This window comes from Pedobacter caeni (assembly GCF_900129215.1).
GTDB lineage: Bacteria > Bacteroidota > Bacteroidia > Sphingobacteriales > Sphingobacteriaceae > Pedobacter > Pedobacter caeni.
The window spans coordinates 889,513-903,001 of the sequence record NZ_FQUQ01000003.1; the positions used below are offsets into that span (position 1 = coordinate 889,513).

Annotated in this window: 9 protein-coding genes and 5 tRNA genes; all 14 read left to right on the forward strand. The window is 39.7% G+C overall.

Annotation, left to right across the window (positions count from 1 at the left end; translation table 11 throughout):
* Window positions 1-180 precede the first annotated feature (180 nt).
* The 14 genes from BUC20_RS18390 to rpoC all read left to right on the forward strand — a co-directional run bounded on the left by BUC20_RS18390 (window position 181) and on the right by rpoC (window position 13,432).
* A tRNA-Thr gene (locus BUC20_RS18390) sits at window positions 181-253 on the forward strand.
* Between the two features lie 41 nt (window positions 254-294).
* Window positions 295-377, forward strand: a tRNA-Tyr gene (locus BUC20_RS18395).
* 10 nt (window positions 378-387) lie between these two features.
* Window positions 388-460: transfer RNA gene (locus tag BUC20_RS18400), tRNA-Gly, on the forward strand.
* Window positions 461-557: 97 nt separating this feature from the next.
* Window positions 558-629 (forward strand) — tRNA-Thr (locus BUC20_RS18405).
* 122 nt (window positions 630-751) lie between these two features.
* Window positions 752-1,939: an elongation factor Tu gene (gene tuf, locus BUC20_RS18410; protein ID WP_073232494.1), complete on the forward strand. Its 1,188-nt coding sequence runs from the start codon at window positions 752-754 to the stop codon at window positions 1,937-1,939.
* A gap of 116 nt (window positions 1,940-2,055) precedes the next feature.
* Window positions 2,056-2,126 (forward strand) — tRNA-Trp (locus BUC20_RS18415).
* Between the two features lie 13 nt (window positions 2,127-2,139).
* Window positions 2,140-2,337 carry a preprotein translocase subunit SecE gene (gene secE / locus BUC20_RS18420; protein ID WP_062550292.1) on the forward strand — a complete coding sequence of 66 codons (198 nt, stop codon included), beginning with the start codon at window positions 2,140-2,142 and terminating at the stop codon, window positions 2,335-2,337.
* A gap of 9 nt (window positions 2,338-2,346) precedes the next feature.
* Window positions 2,347-2,889, forward strand: a complete 543-nt coding sequence (nusG, locus tag BUC20_RS18425) for a transcription termination/antitermination protein NusG (protein ID WP_073232495.1) — start codon at window positions 2,347-2,349, stop codon at window positions 2,887-2,889.
* A 79-nt stretch (window positions 2,890-2,968) separates the two neighbouring features.
* Complete coding sequence (rplK, locus tag BUC20_RS18430; RefSeq protein WP_073232496.1) at window positions 2,969-3,412, forward strand: 50S ribosomal protein L11; 444 nt, start codon at window positions 2,969-2,971, stop codon at window positions 3,410-3,412.
* A gap of 23 nt (window positions 3,413-3,435) precedes the next feature.
* On the forward strand, window positions 3,436-4,134 hold the full coding sequence (gene rplA, locus BUC20_RS18435; protein ID WP_069382436.1) for a 50S ribosomal protein L1: 699 nt from the start codon (window positions 3,436-3,438) through the stop codon (window positions 4,132-4,134).
* Between the two features lie 2 nt (window positions 4,135-4,136).
* The gene (gene rplJ, locus BUC20_RS18440) at window positions 4,137-4,658 is read left to right on the forward strand and encodes a 50S ribosomal protein L10 (RefSeq protein WP_073232497.1); all 522 of its coding nucleotides are present in this window, start codon (window positions 4,137-4,139) and stop codon (window positions 4,656-4,658) included.
* A gap of 63 nt (window positions 4,659-4,721) precedes the next feature.
* Entirely contained in the window at window positions 4,722-5,096 is a 375-nt protein-coding gene (rplL, locus tag BUC20_RS18445) for a 50S ribosomal protein L7/L12 (RefSeq protein WP_073232498.1), read from the forward strand.
* 154 nt (window positions 5,097-5,250) lie between these two features.
* Window positions 5,251-9,054, forward strand: coding sequence for a DNA-directed RNA polymerase subunit beta (gene rpoB, locus BUC20_RS18450; RefSeq protein ID WP_069379806.1), 3,804 nt, complete (start codon window positions 5,251-5,253; stop codon window positions 9,052-9,054).
* Between the two features lie 91 nt (window positions 9,055-9,145).
* The gene (gene rpoC / locus BUC20_RS18455) at window positions 9,146-13,432 is read left to right on the forward strand and encodes a DNA-directed RNA polymerase subunit beta' (RefSeq protein WP_073232499.1); all 4,287 of its coding nucleotides are present in this window, start codon (window positions 9,146-9,148) and stop codon (window positions 13,430-13,432) included.
* The last annotated feature ends 57 nt before the right edge of the window (window positions 13,433-13,489 follow it).

A 13,489-nucleotide genomic window follows, 5' to 3' on the forward strand; every position in this document is an offset into this window, starting at 1 on the left:
AAGGTTGGCGGGACTAAAACCCGCCAATTTTTTTTGAAAATAATTTTGGATCGTATTAAAATTCGTGTACATTTGCAATCCCAATCAGAGAGGGCGTTTCTCTTAAAAGATTCGGAAAGTTCTGTGAAAGATTAAACATTATAAAAATCATTGCTCAACCATCAGCAATGAATGATATAAGCCTCCTTAGCTCAGCTGGTAGAGCAACTGACTTGTAATCAGTAGGTCATTGGTTCGATCCCGATAGGAGGCTCTTTTAACTTCGGTACTGTAAAGTATTGGCAAGATAAAAGCGGGGGGATACCAGAGTGGCCAAATGGGACAGACTGTAACTCTGTTGTCGCAAGACTTCGAAGGTTCGAATCCTTCTCCCCCCACAATAAAAAAGCGAAAGTAGCTCAGTTGGTAGAGCGATAGCCTTCCAAGCTATAGGTCGCGAGTTCGAACCTCGTCTTTCGCTCAAATTGGAAAAGCTGGGAAATCGGCATAGAATGGAGTAGTTTGAATACTATATTTAAATTACTCCATTAAATTAGATTGCAAGCTGAGATTAAAAAGCCGAAGTAGCTCAGCGGTAGAGCACTTCCTTGGTAAGGAAGAGGTCGTGGGTTCAAGTCCCATCTTTGGCTCAAGATAAAAACAAGCTTTGTTGAATCTGTAATTATAGCAGTTGAACAAGGTTTTTTGTGTTGAATTTGTATCAAAACAATTAATTAATAAAAAGTTATAAACTACTAATAAGTATAAAAACATGGCAAAAGAAAAGTTTGACCGCAGCAAGCCGCACTTAAACATCGGCACAATCGGTCACGTTGACCACGGTAAAACAACCTTAACAGCAGCTATCACTAAAGTGTTATCTGATGCTGGTTTATCTGAGGCGCGTTCATTTGATTCTATTGACTCTGCTCCAGAGGAAAAAGAAAGAGGTATCACTATCAATACAGCACACGTTGAGTATTCAACAGCTAACCGTCACTATGCACACGTTGACTGTCCAGGTCACGCGGATTATGTAAAGAACATGGTTACTGGTGCTGCGCAAATGGATGGAGCTATCATCGTTGTAGCTGCTACAGATGGTCCGATGCCACAAACTCGTGAGCACATTCTATTGGCTCGTCAGGTTGGTGTTCCTTCATTGGTAGTATTCATGAATAAAGTGGATATGGTTGACGATCCTGAATTACTAGAACTAGTAGAGATGGAAGTTCGTGAATTGTTATCTTTCTATGAATTCCCTGGTGATGATATCCCTGTAATTCAAGGTTCAGCTCTTGGTGGCTTGAACGGTGATGCTAAATGGGTTGGAAAAATCATGGAATTAATGGATGCTGTAGATAGCTACATTCCAATTCCTCCACGTTTGACTGATCTTCCATTCTTAATGCCTGTTGAAGATGTATTCTCGATCACTGGTCGTGGTACTGTTGCAACTGGACGTATTGAGCGTGGTGTAATCAACTCTGGTGATCCAGTTGAAATCTTGGGTATGGGTGCTGAAAATCTTAAATCAACTGTAACAGGTGTTGAGATGTTCCGTAAGATCCTTGATTATGGTGAAGCAGGTGATAACGTAGGTCTATTGTTACGTGGTATTGAGAAAACTGATATCCGTCGTGGTATGGTTATCTGCAAACCAGGTTCAGTAACTCCTCACACAGATTTCAAAGCTGAGATCTATGTATTATCAAAAGCTGAAGGTGGACGTCACACTCCATTCTTTAACAAATACCGTCCACAATTCTATTTCCGTACCACAGACGTTACTGGTGAGATCTCACTAGCTGAAGGAACTGAAATGGTTATGCCAGGTGATAACGTTACGATCACAGTTAAATTGATCAACGCAATCGCAATGGAAAAAGGTCTACGTTTCGCAATCCGTGAGGGTGGTAGAACAGTAGGTGCTGGTCAGGTAACTGAAATTTTAAAATAGTATTTTATCCCTCAGGGATAAGAGAAACAATAAAGCAAAGTACTTAGGCTTTTAAACCGCCTGAGTACTTTGTTTCTAAAGAAGCTGCTAAATTCTGGAAAGAAAATAGCTTATACACGGGAATAGTTCAACGGTAGAATAGAGGTCTCCAAAACCTTTGATCAGGGTTCGAATCCTTGTTCCCGTGCAAAAAATTAATTATGGCTAAAGTAGTTCAATTTATTAAAGAATCGTATGAAGAAATGACCCAGAAGGTTACTTGGCCTACATGGGGAGAATTGCAAAATTCTGCAGTGCTGGTTCTGGTAGCTTCGTTTATCATTGCATTAGTTGTTTTTGCAATGGATAAGGGATCTACTTTTGTTTTAGATACTTTTTATAAATCACTTTCTAATTAATATAGCTAAATGGACGATCAGTTAAAATGGTATGTAGTTAGGGCTGTTAGCGGAAAAGAGAAGAAGGTAAAACAGTATATCGATTCTGAAATTAGCCGTTTAGGTTTTTCTCACCTTGTACCTCAGGTATTAATCCCAATGGAGAAATACTATCAGATGAAGGAGGGAAAAAAGATTGCAAAAGAGCGTAACTTCTACCCCGGATATGTTTTAATTGAAGCAAATTTGGACGGAGAACTGGAACACATTATTAAGAACGTTAATAGTGTGATTGGTTTTTTAGGGGATAAAGGCGGAAACCCGGTACCTATGCGTCAGGCAGAGGTTAACCGTATTTTAGGTAAAGTTGATGAGATGAGCCAGCAAGGTGAAACCATGAACGTAGCTTACTATGTCGGAGAGAACATCAAAGTAATGGATGGACCATTTAATGGTTTCACCGGTGTGATCGAAGAGGTGAACGAAGAGAAGAAAAAACTAAAAGTTATGGTTAAGATTTTCGGAAGAAAAACTCCATTGGAGCTTAACTATATGCAGGTAGAAAAAGAATAGAATTCAATTCATATAAGATCTTAAATGTTACTTGCTTCCAACATTATAACATTGAGTATTAAAATTAACAAAACAGAAAATGGCAAAAGAAGTCAGTGCACTTGTTAAGTTACAGATCAAGGGTGGAGCTGCAAATCCATCGCCACCGGTAGGACCTGCGTTAGGTGCTAAAGGGGTGAACATCATGGAGTTTTGCAAACAATTCAATGCTCGTACCCAAGATAAGCCCGGTAAAGTATTACCAGTTGTAATTACTGTTTATGCTGACAAGTCTTTCGAATTTATCATCAAAACCCCTCCGGTTGCTATCCAGTTAAAGGATGCTACTAAATTAACGAGTGGTTCTGCTGAGCCCAACCGTAAGAAAGTTGGTTCGGTGACTTGGGATCAGGTTAAGTCAATTGCTGAAGATAAAATGACTGATTTAAATGCTTTCACTATCGAATCTGCAATGAGTATGGTTGCAGGTACAGCACGCAGTATGGGAATCACCGTTAGCGGTGATGCACCTTGGACAAATTAATTAACAAAAAACAGTTTACAACAGTGGCTAAATTAACAAAAAATCAAAAAAAGGCACATGCTAAACTAGAATCTGGTAAAACGTATTCTTTACAGGATGCGGCTGCTTTGGTAAAAGAGATTACTACAACTAAATTTGATGCATCGGTTGATATCGATGTAGCTTTAGGTGTAGATCCACGTAAAGCCAATCAAATGGTACGTGGTATTGCTACTTTACCACACGGTACAGGTAAAACTGTACGTGTATTAGTTCTTTGTACTCCTGATAAGGAAGAAGAGGCTAAAGCGGCAGGTGCAGATTTTGTAGGTTTAGACGAATATGTAGCCAAGATTGAAGGTGGATGGACTGATGTTGACATTATTATCACTACTCCTGCTTGTATGGCAAAAGTAGGTAAACTGGGCCGCGTTTTAGGTCCACGTAACCTTATGCCAAACCCTAAGTCAGGAACTGTTACTAACGAAGTTGGTAAAGCAGTTACTGATGTAAAAGGCGGTAAGATTGATTTTAAAGTTGACAAAAGTGGTATCATTCACGCTTCAGTAGGAAAAGTATCATTCCCAGCAGAAAAAATATATGAAAATGCATTAGAAGTACTTCAGGTAATTTCTAAGCTAAAACCATCTGCTGCAAAAGGAACTTATTTTAAGAGCATTCATGTTTCTTCAACTATGAGTCCTGGAATTGCAATCGAAACTAAATCAGTAGCGGGGATCTAATTATGAACAGAGAAGAAAAACACGAAGTCGTTTCGGCTCTTCAAGTGAAGATGCAGGAATTCGGTAACTTTTACATTACCGATACATCAAGCTTATCTGTTGAGAAAATTAACGGTATCCGTCGTAAATGTTTCGAAAGCGGGATCGAAATGCAAGTTGCTAAAAACACTTTAATCAGAAAAGCGATTGAAGGATTAGAAGGCGATGCATCAGAGATCTTTGTTGCACTTAAAGGTCAGTCAGCATTATTATTCTCAACAGTAGGTAACGGTCCAGCTAAGCTGATCAAAGCCTTGAGAAAAGGATCTGATAAACCAGTACTTAAAGCGGCATATATCGATTCAACAGTATTTGTAGGTGATAACCAATTAGATACTTTAGTAAGCTTGAAATCAAGAGAAGAGCTTATCGGAGACATCATTGGTCTATTACAATCACCAGCGAAAAATGTTATTTCGGCTTTACAGTCAGGTGGCAACACAATTGCAGGAATTGTTAAAACTCTTCAAGAAAGAGAAGGTTAAGGAACACCTTATAAGTTCAAATTATAATAAATTATTTTACGTAAATTTTTAAAATCTATAAAAATGGCAGATTTAAAAGCGTTTGCTGAGCAATTGGTAAACTTAACAGTTAAAGAAGTTAACGAATTAGCTCAAATCTTAAAAGACGAGTATGGTATCGAACCAGCTGCTGCTGCAGTTGCGATTGCAGGTCCTGCTGGTGATGCTGCTCCTGCAGCTGAAGAAAAATCAACTTTTGATGTTATCTTAAAAGAAGCTGGTGGTCAGAAATTAGCAGTTGTAAAACTGGTAAAAGACTTAACTGGTCTAGGTTTGAAAGAAGCTAAAGATTTAGTTGACGGTGCACCAAAAGAATTAAAATCAGGTGTTGCTAAAGACGAAGCTGAAGCTTTGAAAAAACAATTAGAAGAAGCTGGAGCTGTAGTTGAAATTAAGTAATAACTTAATTTTAATATAACTTTAACCATAGACTCCGACTGTATAGTCGGAGTCTATACCTGTTTATAAACATTTCATCTTGTTTGGTTGGTGAATACGTTTAACGGCAAACCAAACAAATAGTTTATTCTTAAACTAAATTAACTTTAGTCCATTGGCAAATAAAGTCGACCAAAGAGTAAATTTTGCACGTAGTAAGCACATCATAGATTACCCGGATTTTCTAGATGTACAGTTGCAATCATTCAGAGAATTTTTTCAGATCGAAACAACTTCAGATAACCGTCACACAGAGGGTCTATTTAAGGTGTTTGCTGAAAACTTCCCAATCACAGATTCTAGAAACATCTTTGTTTTAGAATTCCTAGATTATTTTATTGATCCACCTCGTTATGATATACCTGAGTGTATTGACCGTGGGTTAACGTATAGTGTTCCATTAAAAGCGAAGCTGAAACTTTCTTGTAATGATGCAGAACACGAAGATTTTGAAACCATCATTCAAGATGTGTACCTGGGAACCATACCATATATGACTCCAAAAGGTACCTTCGTGATCAACGGTGCAGAGCGCGTAATTGTTTCTCAATTACACAGGTCGCCAGGTGTGTTCTTCGGCCAAAGCCGTCACACAAATGGAACTAAGCTTTATTCTGCCCGTGTGATTCCTTTCAAAGGTTCATGGATCGAGTTTGCTACTGACGTGAATAACGTCATGTATGCGTACATCGACCGTAAGAAAAAATTCCCGGTAACCACTTTATTGCGTGCGATCGGTTATGATTCTGATAAAGACATCCTTGAATTGTTTGATCTTGCTGATGAAGTAAAAGTTAGCAAATCAGGTTTAAAGAAATTCATCGGACGTAAACTTGCTGCAAGGGTATTAAGAAAATGGGTTGAAGATTTTGTGGATGAAGATACCGGTGAGGTAGTTTCCATAGATCGTAACGAAGTGATCTTAGACAGGGATACTGTTTTAGAAGATGACCATATTGATATGATCATTGACGCAGGCGTTAAAACGATCATCTTATCTAAAGATGATGGTGCCAGTCAGGCTGATTATACCATTATCTATAATACTTTACAAAAAGATACTTCAAACTCTGAAAAAGAGGCTGTTGAAAACATCTATCGTGCTTTGCGTAACGCGGAACCACCTGATGAGGAAACTGCAAGAGGTATCATTGAGCGTTTGTTCTTCTCGGATAAACGTTATGACTTAGGAGATGTAGGTAGATACCGCATCAACCGTAAGTTGAAAATGGATACTCCTGATCATGTAAAGGTATTGACAAAAGCAGATATCATTGCGATTGTTAAGTATCTGATCAAACTGATCAACTCTAAAGAAGAAGTGGATGATATTGATCACTTGTCGAACCGTCGTGTTCGTACAGTAGGTGAGCAATTGTACGCTCAATTTGGTGTTGGTTTAGCACGTATGGCCCGTACCATTCGCGAGCGTATGAACATTCGTGATAACGAGGTATTTACTCCAACAGATTTGATTAATGCCCGTACTTTATCGTCGGTAATTAACTCTTTCTTCGGAACAAACCAGTTGTCGCAGTTCATGGACCAGACAAACCCTCTGGCAGAGATTACGCACAAGCGTCGTCTTTCAGCCTTAGGTCCAGGTGGTCTTTCACGTGAGCGTGCCGGTTTCGAGGTGCGTGACGTTCACTACACTCACTACGGTCGTCTTTGTACGATTGAAACTCCTGAGGGACCAAACATTGGTTTGATCTCGTCTCTTTGCGTTCACGCGAAGATCAATAACTTAGGTTTCATTGAAACCCCTTACAAAAAAGTTAAAGACGGTATCGTTCAGGTTGATGAGGAAGTGATTTACCTGTCTGCAGAAGATGAAGACGGTAAAACTATTGCACAAGCGAATGCTGCTTATGATGATCAAGGTAATTTCACCACTACCCGTGTTAAAGCACGTTATGAGGGTGACTTCCCGGTTATTGAGCCTGAGAAATTAGACTTAATGGACGTGGCACCTAATCAGATTACTTCAATCGCTGCTTCGTTGATTCCTTTCCTTGAGCATGATGATGCGAACAGGGCCCTGATGGGATCCAACATGCAACGTCAGGCCGTACCATTGTTACGTCCTGAGGCACCAATCGTTGGTACAGGTTTGGAAGGTCGCGTAGCCCGCGATTCAAGAACACTGATCAATGCTGAAGGTGACGGTGTAGTAGAATATGTAGATGCAAATGAGATCACCATTAAATATGTACGTAACGATTCAGATCGTTTGGTTTCATTCGAAGGTGATAGCAAAACTTATAAATTAATCAAATTCAAGAAAACCAACCAGAATACTTGTATCAACTTAAAACCAATCGTTAAGAGAGGTCAGAAAGTGGTGAAAGGACAGGTACTATGTGAAGGTTATGCAACTGAAAATGGTGAGCTGGCATTAGGAAGAAACTTAAAAGTCGCTTTCATGCCTTGGCAAGGGTATAACTTTGAGGATGCGATCGTAATTAACGAACGTATTGTTCGTGAAGATATCTTTACTTCACTACACATTGAAGAGTTTGAATTGGAAGTACGTGATACAAAACGTGGAGAAGAGGAATTAACACCGGATATCCCTAACGTTTCTGAAGAAGCTACTAAAGATTTAGATGAAAACGGTATCATCCGTGTAGGTGCTGAAGTTAAAGAAGGAGACATCCTTATTGGTAAGATCACTCCTAAAGGAGAATCTGATCCTTCGCCGGAAGAGAAATTACTACGTGCGATCTTTGGAGATAAAGCAGGTGATGTGAAAGATGCATCATTGAAAACACCTCCATCTATCAAAGGTGTGGTAATTGATACCAAGTTATTCTCAAGAGCTAAGAAAACTACTAAAGCTGAAGAAAAAGCAGCGATAGAGAAATTAGATAAGAGATATGACCTTGCTACTACTAACCTGAAAAATGAACTGGTAGATAAATTGTTCCAGATTGTGAATGGTAAAACATCTCAGGGTGTATTCAACGTTTACAAGGAACTTTTATTCCCTAAAGGAGCTAAGTTCACTCAGAAAAGTTTAGCTGATCTGGAATATGCGCACATCAATCCATACAAATGGACTACTGATGATGACAAAAATGACCAGATTAAATTGCTGTTGCACAACTACGGTATTCGTGTGAACGAAGAATTAGGTGCGTACAAACGTGATAAATTCGCCATCAGTGTTGGTGATGAATTGCCTTCAGGTATTGTGCAGATGGCAAAGGTTTATGTAGCTAAAAAACGTAAATTAAAAGTAGGTGATAAGATGGCTGGTCGTCACGGTAATAAGGGTATTGTAGCCCGTATCGTTCGTGATGAAGATATGCCATTCTTAGAAGATGGAACACCTGTTGATATCGTGTTGAACCCACTGGGTGTACCTTCACGTATGAACTTGGGTCAGATCTACGAAACTGTATTGGCATGGGCCGGTAAAGAACTGGGTGTGAAATTCGCAACTCCGATCTTTGATGGTGCTAAACATGACGAGGTAGAAGAGTGGATTGCTAAAGCCGGTGTACCAGCTTCTGGTAGAACTTATTTACATAATGGTTTGACGGGTGAGAAATTTGACCAGCCAACAACAGTAGGTATTATCTACATGTTGAAATTAGGGCACATGGTTGATGATAAGATGCACGCCCGTTCAATCGGACCATACTCATTGATTACACAACAACCATTGGGTGGTAAAGCTCAATTCGGGGGTCAGCGTTTTGGTGAGATGGAGGTTTGGGCATTAGAGGCATTTGGTGCTGCTAATATCCTGCAGGAGATCTTAACTGTTAAGTCAGATGATGTGATCGGTAGGGCCAAAACTTATGAGGCGATTGTAAAAGGCGAAAACCTTCCTACGCCAGGTGTACCAGAATCGTTTAACGTATTGGTACATGAGTTACGTGGATTAGGTCTAGATATTACGTTAGACTAATGTTGAAAGTTATTTTGCCGGGATGCCGTTAAGGCTTCGTCTGAAAAGCATCCCGGCTTTTTAAATTTTTCAACTTTCAAACAAAAGAGCTATGTCTTACAAAAAGGATAATAAATTAAAAAGCAATTTCACCTCGATCACCATTAGTTTGGCATCGCCGGAGGCTATTTTAGAGCGCTCCAGTGGTGAGGTGTTAAAACCTGAGACTATCAATTACCGTACTTACAAACCTGAGCGTGATGGTTTGTTCTGCGAGCGTATTTTTGGTCCGGTAAAAGATTACGAATGTCATTGCGGTAAATATAAACGTATCCGTTATAAGGGGATCGTTTGTGACCGTTGTGGTGTTGAGGTAACGGAAAAGAAAGTACGTAGAGAGCGTATGGGACACATCAATTTGGTGGTTCCTGTTGCGCATATCTGGTATTTCCGCTCCCTGCCAAATAAAATTGGATACCTGTTAGGATTGCCTACAAAGAGATTAGACCTGATCATTTACTACGAGCGTTATGTAGTAATTCAGCCTGGTTTCATGGCAGAAGAAGGTATTCAATACATGGATTTCTTAACTGAAGAGGAATATCTTGATATTCTGGATAAGTTGCCTAAAGAAAACCAATATTTAGACGATAAAGACCCTAATAAATTCATCGCCAAAATGGGTGCTGAAGCATTAGAGGATTTATTGAAACGTATTGATTTAGATACTTTATCATATAATCTGCGTCACCAAGCTGCAAACGAAACTTCTCAGCAACGTAAAAACGAAGCTTTGAAACGTTTACAGGTAGTGGAGGCTTTCCGTGGTGCAAGAACCCGTATTGAGAATAACCCAGAGTGGATGATCATTAAGATTGTTCCTGTTATTCCACCGGAATTGCGTCCGTTGGTTCCATTGGAAGGTGGTCGTTTTGCGACTTCAGATCTAAACGATTTGTATCGTCGTGTGATTATCCGTAACAACCGTTTGAAACGTTTGATCGAGATCAAAGCGCCGGAAGTAATCTTACGTAACGAAAAACGTATGTTACAGGAAGCGGTAGATTCGTTGTTCGATAACTCACGTAAAGTAAATGCGGTTAAAACTGAAGGTAACCGTGCTTTGAAATCTCTTTCAGACATCCTGAAAGGTAAACAAGGTCGTTTCCGTCAGAATTTATTAGGTAAACGTGTGGATTATTCTGCCCGTTCGGTAATTGTTGTAGGTCCAAACCTTAAATTACATGAATGCGGTTTACCTAAGGATATGGCTGCTGAGCTTTTCAAACCGTTTATCATTCGCAAGATGATTGAAAGGGGTATCGTTAAGACAGTGAAATCTGCAAAGAAAATTGTAGACAGAAAAGACCCTTTAGTGTGGGATATTCTGGAGAATGTTTTAAAAGGACACCCTGTATTACTGAATCGTGCGCCTACGTTGCACAGACTGGGTATCCAGTCGTTCCAACCTAAATTGGTAGAAGGTAAAGCAATCCAGTTACACCCGTTAGTATGTACCGCATTTAACGCGGATTTTGACGGTGACCAGATGGCAGTACATTTACCATTAGGGCACGCCGCAATCTTAGAAGCACAGGTATTAATGCTTGCTGCACACAACATTCTGAACCCGGCAAACGGAACTCCGATCACTGTACCTTCACAGGATATGGTTTTGGGTCTTTATTATATTACTAAAGGCCGTAGAACTGACGCTCAGCGTGTAGTTAAGGGACAAGATTTCTCTTTCTACTCTCCGGAAGAAGTGATCATTGCTTACAATGAAAAACAAATCGATCTTCATGCATTTATCAAGGTTAAGGTAAATGTGAAATTAGAAGATGGAACAATCGTTAATAAATTGTTGGAAACTACTGTAGGTCGTGTACTATTTAATCAAATGGTTCCGGCAGAAGTAGGATATATCAATGAACTGCTGACTAAAAAATCTCTTAGAGATATCATTGGTCATGTGGTGAAAATTACCGGAATGGCCCGTGCATCAAGATTCCTTGATGATATTAAAGAGCTAGGTTTCCAAATGGCATTCAGAGGAGGTTTATCATTTAATTTACAAGATGTGAACATTCCTGTGGAGAAACATGCTTTATTAGAGCAGGCTTCTGCCGAGGTTGATGAGGTAAGGAATAACTATAACATGGGATTCATTACCAACAACGAGCGTTACAACCAAATTATCGATATCTGGACTCGTATCAATAACCGTTTAACATCATTCGTGATGACTCAGTTATCAAGCGATAACCAAGGTTTCAACTCTGTTTACATGATGTTGGACTCTGGAGCCCGTGGTTCGAAAGAGCAGATTCGCCAGTTATGCGGTATGCGTGGTTTGATGGCTAAGCCTCAGAAATCAGGTTCAGGTGGTGAGATTATCGAAAACCCGATTCTTTCGAACTTTAAAGAAGGATTATCGGTATTAGAGTACTTTATTTCTACCCACGGTGCGCGTAAAGGTTTGGCGGATACGGCGTTAAAAACAGCTGATGCGGGTTACTTAACACGTCGTTTACATGATGTGGCCCAGGATATGATCGTTAATGCAGAAGATTGTGGTACTTTAAGAGGTATGTACACAACTGCATTGAAAGATAATGAAGACATCGTTGAGCCGTTATACGACAGGTTATTAGGCCGTATCTCTCTGCATGATGTATTCAATCCATTGGATGGTGCATTATTAGTAGGTGCTGGTCAGGATATCGACGAAGATATTGCTAAAGCAATTGAAGAGTCTCCGTTAGAAGGCGTTGAAATTCGTTCGGTATTAACCTGCGAAAACAAACGTGGTGTTTGTGCACTTTGCTACGGACGTAACTTAGCTACTGGTAAACGTGTTCAGAAAGGTGAAGCTGTCGGTGTAATTGCTGCACAGTCAATCGGTGAGCCGGGTACACAGTTAACGCTACGTACGTTCCACGTTGGGGGTACTGCATCGAACATCGCTGCAGAGTCTCAATTGACAGCTAAATTTGATGGTATCATAGAATTTGAAAATGTTCGTACGGTTGAGAACGATACTGAAGAAGGTGTAAAACAAATTGTTTTAGGTCGTTCAGGAGAGTTCAAAATTGTTGAGCCTGGTACAAATAAAGTGATTATGACCAATAACATTCCTTATGGTTCATTCTTATATGTTGAGGATGGAGCTAAAATCACTAAAGGTGACAGGATTTGTTCATGGGATCCATATAATGCGGTAATTATCTCTGAGTTCGCTGGTAAAATCGAATTTGACGCTATCGTTGAAGGTGTAACCTTCCGTGAAGAGTCGGATGAGCAAACTGGTCACCGTGAGAAAGTAATTATCGATACACGTGATAAAACTAAAAACCCTTCTGTACGGGTTGTGGATAAAAAAGGTGAATTGATCAGAGGATACAACATCCCTGTAGGTGCCCACATCGCAATTGATGAAGGTGATGCAGTTAAAACTGGTCAGATCCTTGTTAAGATTCCTCGTGCAACTGGTAAAACAAGAGATATCACGGGTGGTTTACCACGTGTAACGGAGCTTTTCGAAGCACGTAACCCTTCAAATCCTGCTGTAGTAACAGAGATTGATGGTGTGGTAACTTTAGGTGGTGTTAAACGTGGTAACCGTGAGATGACTATCGAATCTAAAGACGGAGAAGTTAAAAAATACCTTGTTCCATTGTCTAAACACATCCTGGTTCAGGATAATGACTTTGTGAAAGCTGGTATGCCTCTATCTGATGGTTCTATCTCTCCTGCAGATATCTTAGCGATTAAAGGCCCTGCGGCTGTACAGGAATACTTAGTAAATGGTATCCAGGAGGTTTATCGTTTACAAGGTGTGAAAATCAATGATAAACACTTTGAGGTGATTGTACACCAGATGATGCAGAAAGTTCACATTGAAGATCCGGGAGATACCACTTTCTTAGAGAACAACTCTGCAGATCGTTGGGACTTCATGATCGAGAATGACGAGATCTATGACAAAAAAGTTGTTGTTGATGCCGGTGATTCTAACGCTGTGAAACCTGGACAGATTCTTTCTCTACGTAAACTAAGAGATGAAAATTCTCAATTGAAACGTAAAGATCTGAAACAAATTGAAGTTCGTGATGCAAGACCTGCAACTGCGAGTTCAATGTTACAAGGTATTACACGTGCTTCATTAGGAACGAAATCGTTCATCTCTGCAGCATCATTCCAGGAAACTACAAAAGTGTTAAACGAAGCAGCAATTGCTGGTAAACGTGATAACATGCTTGGATTAAAAGAAAACGTAATTGTTGGACACTTAATTCCTTCAGGTACAGGTGTACGTGGATATGAGCGTATCATTGTAGGTTCTCAGGAAGAATACGATAAATTATTAGCTTCGAAACAAGAAGAAGTAGATGCTTAATATTTAAAATATCTTTTGAAAATTCCCCCTTCTGATAAAGTCGGGGGATTTTTTTTT